Source organism: Chryseobacterium capnotolerans (assembly GCF_021278965.1).
GTDB lineage: Bacteria > Bacteroidota > Bacteroidia > Flavobacteriales > Weeksellaceae > Chryseobacterium > Chryseobacterium capnotolerans.
This window is the reverse complement of sequence record NZ_CP065589.1, coordinates 1,721,339-1,735,458: the sequence shown is the minus strand read 5'-3', so window position 1 is coordinate 1,735,458 and position 14,120 is coordinate 1,721,339. Positions and strand designations below refer to the sequence as shown.

Annotated in this window: 17 protein-coding genes, 6 tRNA genes and 1 pseudogene; 6 read left to right on the top strand and 18 right to left on the bottom strand. The window is 35.7% G+C overall.

The annotated features are described in order from the left end of the window. Positions 1–5: 5 nt before the first annotated feature. The 3 genes from dacB to pepE are packed head-to-tail and all read right to left on the bottom strand — an operon-like array spanning position 6 to position 2,986. On the bottom strand, positions 6–1,379 hold the full coding sequence (gene dacB / locus H5J24_RS08185) for a D-alanyl-D-alanine carboxypeptidase/D-alanyl-D-alanine endopeptidase (RefSeq protein ID WP_068943605.1): 1,374 nt from the start codon (positions 1,377–1,379) through the stop codon (positions 6–8). Between the two features lie 42 nt (positions 1,380–1,421). Next, positions 1,422–2,294: a hypothetical protein gene (locus H5J24_RS08180; RefSeq protein WP_068943606.1), complete on the bottom strand. Its 873-nt coding sequence runs from the start codon at positions 2,292–2,294 to the stop codon at positions 1,422–1,424. Then, positions 2,294–2,986 (bottom strand): dipeptidase PepE, encoded by a 693-nt coding sequence (gene pepE / locus H5J24_RS08175; protein WP_068943607.1) that lies wholly within the window; start codon positions 2,984–2,986, stop codon positions 2,294–2,296. The genes H5J24_RS08180 and pepE overlap by 1 nt, the downstream gene beginning before the upstream one ends. Positions 2,987–3,179: 193 nt before the next feature. On the opposite strand from pepE, the gene H5J24_RS08170 reads away from it, so the two are divergent. Then, positions 3,180–3,743 carry a tetratricopeptide repeat protein gene (locus H5J24_RS08170; RefSeq protein ID WP_068943608.1) on the top strand — a complete coding sequence of 188 codons (564 nt, stop codon included), beginning with the start codon at positions 3,180–3,182 and terminating at the stop codon, positions 3,741–3,743. 83 nt (positions 3,744–3,826) lie between these two features. Here H5J24_RS08170 and H5J24_RS08165 read toward each other — a convergent pair whose 3' ends face one another. Beyond that, complete coding sequence (locus H5J24_RS08165; protein ID WP_068943609.1) at positions 3,827–4,315, bottom strand: YdeI/OmpD-associated family protein; 489 nt, start codon at positions 4,313–4,315, stop codon at positions 3,827–3,829. 327 nt (positions 4,316–4,642) lie between these two features. Between H5J24_RS08165 and fsa the strand changes: the two genes are divergently transcribed. Further along, positions 4,643–5,296: a fructose-6-phosphate aldolase gene (gene fsa / locus H5J24_RS08160; protein WP_068943610.1), complete on the top strand. Its 654-nt coding sequence runs from the start codon at positions 4,643–4,645 to the stop codon at positions 5,294–5,296. A gap of 59 nt (positions 5,297–5,355) precedes the next feature. Here fsa and H5J24_RS08155 read toward each other — a convergent pair whose 3' ends face one another. The 7 genes from H5J24_RS08155 to H5J24_RS08125 all read right to left on the bottom strand — a co-directional run bounded on the left by H5J24_RS08155 (position 5,356) and on the right by H5J24_RS08125 (position 9,102). Further along, entirely contained in the window at positions 5,356–5,922 is a 567-nt protein-coding gene (locus H5J24_RS08155; RefSeq protein WP_068943611.1) for a sugar O-acetyltransferase, read from the bottom strand. 132 nt (positions 5,923–6,054) lie between these two features. Further along, positions 6,055–6,915, bottom strand: coding sequence for a GLPGLI family protein (locus H5J24_RS08150; protein WP_232816206.1), 861 nt, complete (start codon positions 6,913–6,915; stop codon positions 6,055–6,057). Between the two features lie 79 nt (positions 6,916–6,994). After that, positions 6,995–7,276, bottom strand: coding sequence for a hypothetical protein (locus tag H5J24_RS08145; protein WP_232816205.1), 282 nt, complete (start codon positions 7,274–7,276; stop codon positions 6,995–6,997). Between the two features lie 185 nt (positions 7,277–7,461). Further along, on the bottom strand, positions 7,462–7,977 hold the full coding sequence (locus tag H5J24_RS08140; RefSeq protein WP_232816204.1) for a hypothetical protein: 516 nt from the start codon (positions 7,975–7,977) through the stop codon (positions 7,462–7,464). After that, complete coding sequence (locus H5J24_RS08135; RefSeq protein WP_232816203.1) at positions 7,905–8,234, bottom strand: M56 family metallopeptidase; 330 nt, start codon at positions 8,232–8,234, stop codon at positions 7,905–7,907. Before H5J24_RS08135 ends, H5J24_RS08140 begins: the two co-directional genes overlap by 73 nt. A 254-nt stretch (positions 8,235–8,488) precedes the next feature. Continuing rightward, a complete protein-coding gene (locus tag H5J24_RS08130) occupies positions 8,489–8,731 on the bottom strand; it encodes a hypothetical protein (protein ID WP_232816202.1) in 243 nt (80 codons plus the stop codon). A gap of 5 nt (positions 8,732–8,736) precedes the next feature. Beyond that, the gene (locus H5J24_RS08125; protein WP_068943614.1) at positions 8,737–9,102 is read right to left on the bottom strand and encodes a BlaI/MecI/CopY family transcriptional regulator; all 366 of its coding nucleotides are present in this window, start codon (positions 9,100–9,102) and stop codon (positions 8,737–8,739) included. Positions 9,103–9,433: 331 nt separating this feature from the next. On the opposite strand from H5J24_RS08125, the gene H5J24_RS08120 reads away from it, so the two are divergent. Continuing rightward, positions 9,434–10,015 carry a hypothetical protein gene (locus H5J24_RS08120; protein ID WP_068943615.1) on the top strand — a complete coding sequence of 194 codons (582 nt, stop codon included), beginning with the start codon at positions 9,434–9,436 and terminating at the stop codon, positions 10,013–10,015. 337 nt (positions 10,016–10,352) lie between these two features. Here the strand turns inward: H5J24_RS08120 and H5J24_RS08115 are convergent. Further along, positions 10,353–10,800, bottom strand: a pseudogene (locus tag H5J24_RS08115) (GNAT family N-acetyltransferase). A 184-nt stretch (positions 10,801–10,984) separates the two neighbouring features. On the opposite strand from H5J24_RS08115, the gene H5J24_RS08110 reads away from it, so the two are divergent. The 3 genes from H5J24_RS08110 to H5J24_RS08100 all read left to right on the top strand — a co-directional run bounded on the left by H5J24_RS08110 (position 10,985) and on the right by H5J24_RS08100 (position 13,049). Continuing rightward, on the top strand, positions 10,985–11,698 hold the full coding sequence (locus H5J24_RS08110) for a 2OG-Fe(II) oxygenase (RefSeq protein ID WP_068943617.1): 714 nt from the start codon (positions 10,985–10,987) through the stop codon (positions 11,696–11,698). Positions 11,699–11,933: 235 nt separating this feature from the next. Continuing rightward, on the top strand, positions 11,934–12,179 hold the full coding sequence (locus H5J24_RS08105) for an Ada metal-binding domain-containing protein (protein WP_068943618.1): 246 nt from the start codon (positions 11,934–11,936) through the stop codon (positions 12,177–12,179). 63 nt (positions 12,180–12,242) lie between these two features. Next, positions 12,243–13,049, top strand: a complete 807-nt coding sequence (locus tag H5J24_RS08100) for a class I SAM-dependent methyltransferase (protein ID WP_068943619.1) — start codon at positions 12,243–12,245, stop codon at positions 13,047–13,049. Between the two features lie 391 nt (positions 13,050–13,440). Here the strand turns inward: H5J24_RS08100 and H5J24_RS08095 are convergent. From H5J24_RS08095 to H5J24_RS08070, 6 genes are all read right to left on the bottom strand, one after another. Continuing rightward, positions 13,441–13,513 (bottom strand) — tRNA-Met (locus H5J24_RS08095). A gap of 38 nt (positions 13,514–13,551) precedes the next feature. After that, positions 13,552–13,624, bottom strand: a tRNA-Met gene (locus H5J24_RS08090). A gap of 39 nt (positions 13,625–13,663) precedes the next feature. Then, a tRNA-Met gene (locus H5J24_RS08085) sits at positions 13,664–13,736 on the bottom strand. A gap of 39 nt (positions 13,737–13,775) precedes the next feature. Then, positions 13,776–13,848, bottom strand: a tRNA-Met gene (locus H5J24_RS08080). A 39-nt stretch (positions 13,849–13,887) separates the two neighbouring features. Then, a tRNA-Met gene (locus H5J24_RS08075) sits at positions 13,888–13,960 on the bottom strand. 38 nt (positions 13,961–13,998) lie between these two features. After that, positions 13,999–14,071: transfer RNA gene (locus tag H5J24_RS08070), tRNA-Met, on the bottom strand. Positions 14,072–14,120: the final 49 nt, after the last annotated feature.

The following is a 14,120-nucleotide window of genomic DNA, read 5'->3' as shown; positions in this document are numbered from 1 at the left end:
GTTATTTATTTTAAAACAGTAAGAATCTTCTGCAACTCTGCACTTCCACTTCCCTGATAATTATTGATGATGATTGAAAACACATACTTTTTTCCATCTTTTGCGGTGTGATAACCTGCAAAAGACTTGGTATCCCTCATCGTTCCGCTTTTCATTTTCATCCCATTCTCCTGAACCGGAAATCCATCATAGTAAGCATCAAACCAGGATTGTTTTTTTGCATATAAAAGTGCCTGTACTTCAGCTTTTGCCGCAACATAATTCTGAGGAGAAAGACCGCTTCCATCAGCGAAATTAATCATATTCGTATTGATTCCTTTTGATTTCCAGAAATCCTTTAAGTAAGCAACTCCGGTTTTAAAACTAGGATTTCCTTTTTTCTCTTTTCCTAAAGTTTTAATCAGCGTTTCTCCATAAAGGTTGACACTTTTTCTCAAAAACCAATACACGATTTTATCCAATGTTGGAGATTGGTATGTTAGGATGATATTATTTTTAGGAGCTTCCAATACCTGTTTGCCTTCCAACTCTAGCTGCGAATTGGTAACTGCTTTTCCGGTAATTTCAATACCGGATTCTTTCAACCATTGTTTCACTTCTGATGCCAGCTGTAGAGGCGGATTAGGAGTAGAACCGGAAACAGTTACGGTTTTCCCTCCCGGAAGCATTCCATTGATTAACGCTACATTAGAATGAGGTGCTGTAAAAATCAAACTTTGATCGGAACTTCCCCCTGCTTTCAGGTCATTCAGCCATTTTACATTTTCCAGAGGATAAGAAAAGCTTTTAAAATCTGTCCCATTAATATTGATATCAAACTGATTTTCTCTCCAGTTGATTCCCCAGACTCCTGCTCCATAATAGTTCCCAAGATCATCCCAGGGCCATCCACCCGGAATGGTCTGATGATCAAAATAAGAGTCATCAATCACCAGATCACCTGAAATTTTTGTAATTCCGGAATTCTTAATGGCGTCCATCAGTTTCTTTTTAAAACTTTCGGGTTTATAAGCTTCATATCTCCAGCTCCCTAAGGTTGGATCACCATTGGAGCTGATGAAAAGATTTCCATTCAGAGTGCCACCGGATATATTTCCGGAATAACTTGAAGTTGTGGTATAGGTATAATTTTTTCCTAATATCTCTAATGCAGCTCCTGCTGTAAATATTTTTTGGGTAGAGGCCGTAGAAAGACCTTTACTCCCTTGATATTCGTAAATAAAATTGCCATTTTCATCAGACACATAGAATGATAAACTGGAAGCCACTGCTCCCGAAGAATCCATAAGGTCTTTGGTTGCTTTATCTAATTTCTGAGCCATATTCTGGGCTGAAACCATCTGTATAGAAAGTGAGAGAACTGCAAGTGTTTTTTTCATTGCATTGTTGTTTTATGCTAAACGTTTACTGGTGATTCTAAATCAAATATAGTTAAAATAAAAGCTTTTATATTCTTCAAGATCATCGGGAGTGAAAAGAATCTGATGATCAGGAACTTTCTCAAACGAACGGTCATATTTAAAATATTCCTCATAGCCATCTTCATCTATAAAAATATCCATTTGATATTCTTTTATATATTCTGACTTTCCTTCATACTCTTTTTCATGATATTCACTGGTCCCCCAAGGCTCATTATGGCAGCGTAAACAGGATTTATGAGACACAGCGATATGTCCGCATATCTCGCAGTCCTGGAGATTTTGGAACAGATCTGAAATTCTGCTCTGCAGATCTACCGGAAATAAGTGCTTTGGAATAGTCTTTAAAAGCAGATAATAATTCGGTTCATAGCAGGAAAAAGAGACACATTCATCAATATTAATATGCTTTTTTGTGTAAAGTTTCAATTTTTTCAAATCGAATTCCACTTCAGCTTCTGTAATATCCATCACATTCAGAATAAATGTCTTCTTATAAGTAATATTCTGTTTTTCATCAATTTCCATGATGGGTTTCTGATCAAGATAATGATTAAGGCATAATGTAGTTTCCCATGAATCAATCATTCTCATTTTCCCTTCATTGCCACAAATCTCACAGACCTTTTGAGACAGCTGAGAATATTTATTAGTAATTTTTCTCAGATTGGTATTCAATTCCTCATTTTCAGAATACATATAGCATCGCAGCGCTCCAAATTTTTCTTTTCCAAAAACATCATGTTCCATATTCCATCCTGCAATAACCAACTCAGACAGCATTTCTCCGATCAGATCATTCCAGCCGGTACTGTTCACTGAAAAATTCTTCAGATTGCGTTCTATAAAACAATTGATGTCTTCCTGATTCATTATAATATGCTTCCCGATTCTATTTCGTAAGGTTCTTTTCCTTTTTCAAAGATTCTGGTCAGTTCATTCCCTTCTACAGTAATTTTATCATTGATTCTTCTGATCCAGTTTCCTTCTCTGAGGCCTACTACTTTAAGATCATTTTGAGTAAGGAATTCCATAATTCGGGTTTCCCTTGTTTCTCCGTTATGTTTTAAGTCCGGATTCGGATCAAGATAATGTGGATTAAGATTGAACGGGACCAATCCCATACAATCAAAACTTGGTGGATAAACGATCGGCATATCGTTCGTTGTTTTCATATTTTGTCCTCCAATATTGCTTCCCGCACTGCATCCAAGATAGGGTTTACCACTAGTTACATTTTCTTTTAAAACAGACATCAATCCTTCCTCATGCAGTGTTTTCACCAATAAAAATGTATTTCCACCTCCTGTAAAAAATCCTTTTGCCTGATTTAAAGCTTCAACTTTATTTTCGAATTCGTGGAGACCTTTTACTTTGATATTAATCGTTTCAAAAAATGAGCGGGCCTTTGCTGTATAATCTTCGTGGGAAATACCTCCCGGTCTTGCAAAAGGAACAAAAATGATCTCGTCAATTCCTGTATATAACTGAATTAATTCTTCTCTTAAATATTCCAGATATTCTCCACCGAACAGTGTGGATGTGGAAGCTAATATGATATTCATGCGATATTTATGATTACTTTGATTATAAAAATAGACTTACAAAGATAGGTTCAAACATCAACGAATCAAAAATTAAACTAAAAAAAACATGAATCCCGTTAATATTTTCTAAAAAAACTTAAAGCCTCTAAAAATTGAGCTTTTATGGAATTATTCTTGAATTTTAGTTTTAAGAATTATAAAATATAAGATTATGAAAATACCGAAAATGAACATCAAAAACCTATTTGCAGGTTTAATTCTTGTAGGAAGCGCTGGTTTTGTAAGTGCTCAAACGACTCAAACAGATAGTGCCAGTACTACAGCCAACCAAACTGCTGTGGTCACACAATCCACTAACCCTACTATAGACGGTCTTAAAAAGCAAATTGAAGCTAACCCTAAAGATACGGAAGCCTTAGCAAAACTGGCTACTGCTTACCAGGAAGCATCAGATTGGACCAATGCAATTGATACCTGGAAAAAAATCTCTGTTTTATTACCTGATTGGGCTCCTTCTTATTACAGCCAGGCTTATGCTTATCAAGCTGCCAAAGATGATGCTAATGCAAAAGCTGCCTATGAAAAGTATATTGCAGCTGTAAAGCCGGAAGAAGTGGAACAAAATAAAAAGAATCTGGCTTATGCCTACTTTTATATTGCTTTTGCAGAACAGCAAAGTGATCCCAATAAAGCAAAAGAACACATTGCAAAATCCCTAAAATATGATCCTAACAATCAGGACGCTATCAAACTTAGCAAAACTTTAAATTCATAAATACTAAAAACAAAAACCGGAACATATTCCGGTTTTTGTTTTTTTCATTTTAATCATCTCTTCTGTAAAGTTGTTTTAATTTCTTACTCAATCTTCTTTCCAAAGAAATCTGTTTCTCCATGCAAATGCCTGATAATTTTCTCAATATTACGCTGAATACTTGCTTCAGTTTTCAGGTTATTGATGTAACGAATTAATTCATTTCGCCTTGACGGAATAAGTTTTTCAAAATTATTTGCAGCCAACGTACTGTCTTTTATCGCTTGCTCCAATTGAGGATGGATAGAAATACTCCGGTCAGCATGATCATATTCCAGCATCACTTCAATAGTTTCGCCAATTCTCTTGGGAGAATTTTTCAGCATGATTAGATTGACATACAGTCTCCATTCACCCAGATATTTCATCAGATTTTGCTGAAATTCCTTTCCATTCACGGTTCCTTTCACCGGAATTGGACTTTTATTTCTTCCTGATGCTTCAAAAATAGTCTCCAGAATTTCTTCGGGAATAAAAACAAAAGGATTGATTCCTATAATTTCCAACGTGGCGGTAAAAGTGGTGTTTTTCATTGGATATGAGTGTTAAAACAAAAGTAAGTATTAGATTTTATATTAGCTGTATTTTTTTCGCCCGCCATTATTACTCATTATTGATTGCTTATTACTCATGGTAAACTAACCGTCTTTTTGCTTTGCAAAAAAGACACCCCTTCAGAGAAGGGGAATGTAGGACTTATTTACTAAATTTTACCTGTTCCCTACTTGCTTCCTATAGACTTTACCTCCCTATTACTCTAAAACGCTACAACTCTCCCACTCAAATTCAAGTCTGAAAAAATCATATCCCAGAACTCGATTAAATGACTTATCTTTGCATTAATAAATCTATTTAACAAAATGAAATTTTTTATTGACACAGCTAATTTAGAGCAAATCAAGGAAGCTAAAGATCTTGGAATCTTAGATGGTGTAACGACCAACCCTTCATTAATGGCTAAAGAGGGTATTCAGGGAACTGAAGCCATCAAAAACCATTATAAAACGATCTGCGAGCTTGTAGACGGAGATATTTCTGCTGAAGTACTTTCTACAACGTATGAAGAAATGATTAAAGAAGGAGATGAATTGGCTGCAATCCACCCTAATATCGTTGTAAAAATCCCAATGATTAAGGATGGTATCAAAGCATTAAAATATTTTTCTGATAAAGGAATCAAAACTAACTGTACATTGATCTTCTCTCCGGGGCAAGCTCTTTTGGCAGCTAAGGCAGGAGCAACTTATGTTTCTCCATTCCTTGGAAGATTAGATGATATCTCTACAGACGGATTAAACCTTATCCAGGAGATCAGATTAATTTTCGATAATTATATGTTCGAAACTGAAATCTTGGCAGCTTCTATCCGTCACTCAATGCACATCATCGACTGTGCTAAAATTGGAGCTGATGTTATTACATCTCCACTTCCTCCGATCTTGAGCTTATTAAAGCACCCTTTAACAGACAGCGGATTAGCTCAGTTTATTGCTGATTCTCAGAAATTATCTTAATTTCTGACTGTTTTTTTAAGATATATAAAATCCCGGAACTTCGTTTCGGGATTTCTATTTTATTCATTTCCTTCAATAGCTTTTACCACTTTACAGGGATTTCCTACAGCAACTACATTCTCCGGAATATCTTTATTGACTACACTTCCCGCTCCTATTACACTGTTATTTCCAATCGTAATACCAGGAAGAACTACTACATTTCCTCCTAACCATACATTATCACCTACAGTAATCGGATGTGCATATTCCAAACCTTCATTTCGTTGTTTTACATCAAGCGGATGCCCTGCCGTATAAAAACTACAGTTAGGCCCAATAAAGACATTATCACCAAACTTAACCTTAGCACAATCTAAAACTACAAGGTTATGATTAGCATAAAAATTTTCTCCTACTTCAATATTATATCCGTAATCACACCAAAAAGAAGGTTCAATACATAAGTTTTCTTTGGTATTTCCCAGAATTCTTTTAAGCAGCCGGTTTCTTTCTTCTGTATCAGAATTCTTCAATCCATTATATTCTAAACACAGATCTTTACAAACCTTACGTTCACGGATGAGTTCTGCATCATAATTAGCATTATATAAAAGTCCAGCTTCACATTTTTCTTTTTCCGTCATAGAGATTAATGTTTACGTTTATGGCTTAATGTTGTTTAAAAATAGAGAATTAGTCCGTAAAAACAAAAACAGAACAACCTTGGGTCATTCTGTTCAGTAGAAAATAATAATTTTAGTTCACCAGATCCGGTTCTATCGGATTGTTGTCTTTTGAAGCATCTCTTTTGTCCGCTTTTCCATTTCTTTGAATACCTGATTGGGGTCTGAGAATTCTTTCCCGTCTGCTGTTTTTACTTTAAATGCTACTTTTCCTCCAGCTTCACCACCATTTCTCATCATCATTTCCCTCATATTCTTTGTAGGATCATTCACATAAGCTTTCCATGCTTTTTTAAACTGATCTTTGGTCACTTCAATATCCTTACCATCCAGTCCCAATATTTTTACATTCCCAGGAAGCTCAAGGTCTGTCTGCTTCTCCTGGGATTGCATATTTTTATTGCCTATGAGCTGCATACTGTGAGAACCTGTAGAATCTTCCAGTTTTACAATAAGTCCCGGAAGTCCATAGAACACATAAGGACCGTCCTGAATAGGAATATCCGTAGTAAACCATGCAGTCCAGTCTCTTCCGCCAAAACTTGTGGTTGCTTTTTGAGCATTATATTCTCCGATTTTTTGTTTTTCAGGCAAAATTTTCCATTCCGGTTTTTTATCTTCCTTAATTTTGTATTTATCCATGGAAATACTTCTGAAAAGATAAGTTTTAAAATCAGGATACTGTTTTGTTACTCTATAAGAAACCATTCCCGGTCTATCTCTTTTATTCACGCTTATACTTCCGCTTCCGGATTTCAGCTGTTTTTCAAGATCTGCCCGCCCAGTAGAATCTGCTACAAACTTATCATGACTGTAATAGTTAGATCCGGTTTTATCAATATCCAACAGCATCATTTCCTTCTTAACCTCTTCTTTATTATTAACATCAGGAATAAATTGGTATTCATAAAAAAACCTGTTGATCTGGGCATTGGTCAGAATTCCCAGAAACATAAAAAATAGAATTTTATTTTTCATAATGGATGATAAAAAAGACTTTGACAATATGATATTGGCAAAGCCTGGTTGAACTTTATTTCTTTGTCTGAATTCTTATTTCATTCTGAGTCCCTCGTACTACATTTTCCTTAATAATATTGACCATTGCAATATTCTCAGGTTTTATAGCGAGAGCTTCTTCCTTGGAAACTTCATTTCCGTTTACAAAGTATTTGATATTATCCCAACCTTTCACATCATACTTCTTCACTCCATTCATGGTAATATTCCCATTTCCGTCTTTTTTAATGAAGTCTGCCTGCATCACCATTACTTTAGGAGAGCCTGTTAGCGTAATAACTCTTGGGCTTGTCACTGTATTTTCCGCTTCCTCCTTAGCCTGTTCAATTTCAATTTTTGCTTTCTCGATTTCTATCTTAGCTTTTTCAGCTTCGATTCTTGCTTTGCCACTTTCAACCCTGGCTTGTTCTGCTGCGGCTTTTCCAATTCTTGCGGCTTCTTTTCCTGCTTTTTCAGCTTCTTTTCCAATTTTTTGAGCTTCTATCGCTGCTTTACTGGCCTCTCTTGCTGCTTTTTGTGCTTCTTTTTTATTTTACGAAGTTCTTTTTTATCCAAGGGATCCATGTTCTCAAGCTCCTTCATCTGCTGTTTCCATTCTGCAGAGTTGAAATATTTATCAACTTCCATATTGGCTGTAATATTACCAATCTCGCCGGCTAAGGAGCTTATTTCCTCAATCTTATCATCAAAAGCTTTAGATTCGGGGTCCAATCCTTCAAGTTCTTTTTCTTTTTCAGCCAGCTTTTTTTCAAGTTCAGTTAACTTTGGATCAGTACCAGAAGATCCCTGTCTGGTTTCTGCTATTTCTTTCTGTTCTGTTTTTTCTTTTACTGTATCATGTTTGATTTCTGAAACTGCTTTTTTAATAGAAAGGTTTGTTTCTTCAATTTCTCTGTTCTTAGCGTTTACCAGATAAGCAAAAGCTACTGTAAATAAAACCGGCAACGCAAGGATTCTACGCGCATACCCGAATTTGGTTTTTGGTTTTTGTAACATCTTAAGTCTTTTTTAAGGTTTGAACTTAGAAACGGACTGGCAGCAGGCAACTGGGTTCCGGAAAAGTGGCTTGCTAAAAGCATCTGCGCAAATGCTTTGGTGTCCGAATGCTTTACGGCTTTTTTATCAGCCAGATATTCGTGAATTAAACTAATTTCTTTTTTAATGATATGAAAGAATGGATTGAACCAGAAAACAGCTGTCACTACTTCAATAAGAATCTTATCAAAGGAATGTTTTTGTTCAATATGTACCATCTCATGCTTTAAAATCTGTCTGCCGATCTCAGAATCCAGGGTAATGGTATTCTTCCAGAAAAGATTTTTAAAATATGAAAACGGAGCTTCGGTCAGGTTTGTACGGTAAAAATTGATCCCGTCAAAACTTTCTTTCTGAAACTGTCCCTTAAACTGCTGAATCTTGAAGATCCCGTAGATAAGCTTCCCTAAAAAATAGAGAGAAACCAGTCCCAGAGCTGAAAAAATAATGCTAAAATAAAGGTTACCATTGCTTACGTTTTTTGTGTGTTAAAATTCTGAATCTTACCAAGAAGCACATACAGCTCATTACTTACTTCTATGGTGAAATCTTCTATTTTGACCAGGGGCAGCAGCAGCGATATCAAAATGGCAGACAAAAGATAGAATCTGTTGTAATGATGAAATGTCTTGTCTTTTAAAGACAACTGATAATACAGAAACATTACACCCGAACATAAAATTACTTTTCCAAAGTACAAAAGCAGAGTCTCCATGGTTATTAGTCTTTGTTTTTAAGTTCGTTAAGCAACATCTCAAGGTCTTCTACAGTCATTTCATTTTTTTCTACCAAAAAAGAAACAGCACTTTTATATGACCCTTTGAAATAATTCTTCACAAGGCTTTTCATCGTTTTGCCTGAGTACTGTTCTTTTGTTATCAACGGAAAATATTCATGCTGTCTTCCGTGTACATTATAGTCTACGAATTCCTTATCCTTTAATACTTTTAAAATAGTGGAAACGGTATTGGTATGCGGTTTTGGCTCAGGAAAGAGATCAAGAATATCTTTTAGAAATCCTTTTTCCAGTTTCCATACGTACTGCATTACCTGTTCTTCTGCTTTTGTTAAAGTTTGGTTTTTCATATCCTTTCATTGATCATTAAGGTGATATACAATAAATAATCCCATATCACTAAGAAATTAGTTATACAAATGTAGAAATAAAATTGATTCTAACAACTATTTTTTTAGTGATAAAAACAAAATAAATATAATAACCTGATAATCAGTTTAATAAATTCAAATCAAATATATTGATTTTTTAATAGAGTGAAATTATCACCTGCTTAATCAACAGAAAAAAATGTATTTCCGGCTGAAATTCTTAAAACTTGTTAATTTTTATTAAATAAAATTAAAATGAATTTGTTAAAACCGGGAAATTATATTTATTTTAGTGCCTTAAAAATTTCTCATGAAAAGATATAATTTACTGATTGTACTACTACTGCTCATTTTTAACGTTACTACAGCGCAAAAGAAAAAATCTCCTGCTGCTGACCTTAGCATACTAAAGGATACAAAATCAAAAATTGAAGCTACAGTTCCATTGGTCATTCAACATCTTCAGACCATTGCTACAAAAGAAGGTGACAATAATATCGTGATCAACGGAAAAACGGCACTTGGAAAAGAATATGGCATTTTAGAATCTGAATGGTTCTTATACAGAAACAATATGAAAAACTGTATTATGAACAATTCTTCCAAAAAAGCTAAAAAGTGTATGGAATATCATACTCAGTATCTTAGAAATACATTTATTAATTATAGCAACTATATTTCTAACCTTACGAGAAAGAATGGTTATTTAGGAGTAGAAGGTGACACAAAATTCGAGTTCAAACCTGCGGACATTGCAACTAAGCTAACCGAGGCTTACTTTAACGCCAATGATGCTGCGGGAAGAATGAAAGCAGACCAAAAAAGAGAATTCCTGGGATCAACTATGAGTGATGACAATAAACTTACTCCTTACGCCCAGCTGGCTCAATAATTAAAATAATACATTAATACTATATAAAAAGAGAACTGCAAAACAGTTCTCTTTTTTGTTGCAAAAATCCCCGCCCAAAAGCAGTTTTGTGGTACTAATCATAAAACCTGGGGAAAAAGTAGAAATAAGGCGGAGATAATTTGCATAAACTCTATAGAATCAACTGTCCTACCCTTGATCTATAAGAGCTGTACAAAAATAGGACTATGCCTTATAGCTATAAAAGAATAGCTGTAGAATTAAATGCTGGTAATTGTAGAAATAATACTACTCCTTATTAAGTATAAATAACTAATAGCAGAAAGAATTATCATCCCTTCCCAATTCTATTCATGATCTATTTCCACCAATGGTAGTAATTATGAAGTCCGTCATATTCAAATCCACAACGAGGATACAATGTATTTCCAATTTCGTTTGTTTTTTCGGTTTCAAGCATCAGCCCGCAAGCTCCTGTTTCTTCACACCATTGTTTGCTGCGGTCAATCAATGCCACAGAAAGTCCTTTTCCTCTATAATCAGGATGTACAAATAAATCGCTCAATAACCATTGCTTTTGTAGTTTCGTATAATGGAATAATTTATAAAGCTGTACAAACCCCACCGCTTTACCATCAAGCCAGACTAAGAAAATATCAGATTCACTGTTCAGGAATCTTTCTTTAAGAAAAAGCTTTTCCTTTTTCCAGATTAGATTCTTGTCTGTAAAAAATACGATAAAGATTAAATAACTCTGCCGTTTCATTAAGATCCTCAAGACTTGCTTTTTTAATTGTGTAATTCATTGTTGTTTATTTTTTAATTAACAGTGCAAAAGTATCTTTAAATAGGACCGGAGTTATCATCCAGATTAAAGTTATACAGCTGGTCCAGAAATACTTTATATAGTAATCACCATCCAAAATACAGCACGTTTCGGATTTTGTATACGTTCTTAACTTCAGATCTTTGTTCTGTAAAAACAAAACAATGAAAGATCTACTCCAAAGAATTGAAAATACAGATTGGCTAGCCATTACGGAATCTATGCACCAAAACGGCTATGCTATTCTTCCCAGCCTATTACTGGATAATGAATGTGATCAGCTGATCTCAGATTATGATCAACCGGAATTCTACCGTAAAACAGTTATCATGGCAAGGCATCGTTTCGGATTAGGTGAGTATAAATACTTCAATTATCCCTTACCAGAAATACTTCAAACCCTGCGTACTCATATCTATCCACATCTTGCAGTTATTGCCAATACCTGGTTTAAAGCCCTAAATATTGAAACATCTTTTCCATTGGAACACGAAAACTTTCTCCAGCAATGTCATTGCAACAATCAACAAAAAGCGACTGCTTTGATTTTGAAATATGGTAAAGGCGGCTTCAATACTTTGCACCAGGATTTATATGGTGATATTTATTTTCCTATTCAGATTGTCTTGATGCTGAGCGAACCTGAACAGGATTTTACAGGCGGTGAATTTGTCCTTACCCAACAAGTTCCAAGAGCTCAGTCTAAGGCAATTGTTTTAAAACCTCAGAAAGGAGACCTCTTAATATTCACCACTCATTTTAAACCTGAAAAAGGAGTAAAGGGATATTATAGAGTGAATATGAAACATGGGGTAAGTGAAGTAAAAACCGGAAAACGTTATGCCTTAGGAATTATTTTCCATGATGCAGAAAAGTAATGGGTTAAAAGGAGGAGGATGGAAGATGGAGGTACTGTTAAACGATAAAGTAATGATGAGCCTTCTACTGGAAAAAATAGTAAAATAATAAACTTCAGACTTGCAAAAACATCCCTCTTCCAGTTTTCAACCTCCATGCTAACAACACATACCTAAATTCATTGATTAAAAAAATCATCTCAATTCCAGGCTTCAAGAGCTTCTATCTTCCATCTTCCAGCTCCCTACTAAAAATATGATACCACATTCACAACTTTCTGCTTCTGAGCTAAGAAGTAAAATCCAGAAGCAGGAAATTCTTTTGGGCGGTAACAAAACATTGAAAATCTATGGATTGCTTACCTGTAAATCAGGAAAAAGAATGAAAAAAGAAAACAGAGTCTTCTTTACTGATCCAGCAGATGCTTTACAAAATGATTACCGCCCCTGTGGTCATTGTATGAGAAAAGAGTATCAACAATGGAAGTTGCAGCATATCTAATATTTAAAGTAAATGATAAATTTTATGTAAATTAGTAACCTTTTAACAAAAACTAATTACAAAATGACCCCAGAGAATAACTATATAGAGATCAACAAAAACTCATGGAACAACAGAACAGAAACCCACTTACATTCTGAATTTTATGATGTAGAAGGATTTTTGAATGGAAAAAGTTCCTTAAATAATATTGAATTGGAACTGTTGGGAGACCTACAGGGAAAATCAATTCTACACCTACAATGCCATTTCGGACAGGATACTATTTCACTAAGCAGACTTGGAGCCGACGTTACAGGTATTGATTTATCAGATAAAGCGATTGAAAGCGCAAAAAAACTGGTACACGAGACCAATTCAAGTGCCCAATTTATCTGCAGCGACGTTTACGATCTTCCTAATCACCTCGATAAACAGTTTGATGTTGTTTTTACCAGCTATGGAACCATTGGCTGGCTGCCAGATCTGGACAAATGGGCTAAAGTTATTTCTCACTTTTTAAAGCCTAATGGAAAATTTGTATTTGTTGAATTTCATCCAGTAGTCTGGATGTTTGACGATAACTTTGAAACCGTGGGCTATCGGTATTTTAATTCCGGAGCCATCGTAGAAACTGAAAGTGGAACTTATGCTGACAGAGGTGCTGATATTACCCAATCAACTATAACATGGAATCATGGATTAAGTGAAGTTCTGAATAGCGTGATCAAAAACGGGCTTGAAATCAACAGCCTTGATGAATTTGATTATTCCCCTTACAACTGTTTCAATGGAACGGTTGAAGTTGAACCTAAAAAGTACAGGATAGCTCATTTGGAAGATAAAATTCCTATGGTTTATTCTGTAGTGGCTACAAAGAAAGACCATTAATTTATTTCTCACAAAGCTATGTGCAATCTATAAATCAGCGGATACTTTTGTTGAAAAGCGCAAAAGAATCAATGATTTTCAGCCAGCAAAATACTTCAGCATTCCTTATTATTATCTTATTTTATATGCCCTTTAGTTTGTGAAAAGAAATTAAGTTTACAAACTAAAGAGCACATAGATTTTATACCCAATAAAATAATTTGTGTATCCGTGGCAATTATAACAGTATGTTTTCGTAATATTTAATTTTATCGGAAATAAGATCTTTGCACTTTAAAGTAAGCCATTTTTCAAAAAAGAATTTTGCGTCTTTGCGATATCCAACCTATATTTATCAGTAACAACAGAAAATAAAAAAGAGAAGCAATATAAAATTACTTCTCTCGTTGAGTAGCGGGAACCGGACTCGAACCGATGACCTTCGGGTTATGAGCCCGACGAGCTACCTACTGCTCCATCCCGCGGTGTATTTTTAGAGTGCTTACCGAAAGCACTTGCTTAGTAGCGGGAACCGGACTCGAACCGATGACCTTCGGGTTATGAGCCCGACGAGCTACCTACTGCTCCATCCCGCGGTGTATTTTTAGAGTGCCTACCGAAAGCACTTAACTTAGTAGCGGGAACCGGACTCGAACCGATGACCTTCGGGTTATGAGCCCGACGAGCTACCTACTGCTCCATCCCGCGGTGTATTTTTAGAGTGCCTACCGAAAGCACTTAACTTAGTAGCGGGAACCGGACTCGAACCGATGACCTTCGGGTTATGAGCCCGACGAGCTACCTACTGCTCCATCCCGCGGTGTATTTTTAGAGTGCTTACCGAAAGCACTTAACTTAGTAGCGGGAACCGGACTCGAACCGATGACCTTCGGGTTATGAGCCCGACGAGCTACCTACTGCTCCATCCCGCGGTGTATTTTTAGAGTGCTTACCGAAAGCACTTGCTTAGTAGCGGGAACCGGACTCGAACCGATGACCTTCGGGTTATGAGCCCGACGAGCTACCTACTGCTCCATCCCGCGATATTGGATTGCAAAGGTACGAATATTTTTCACAATTCCTAATTTTTCT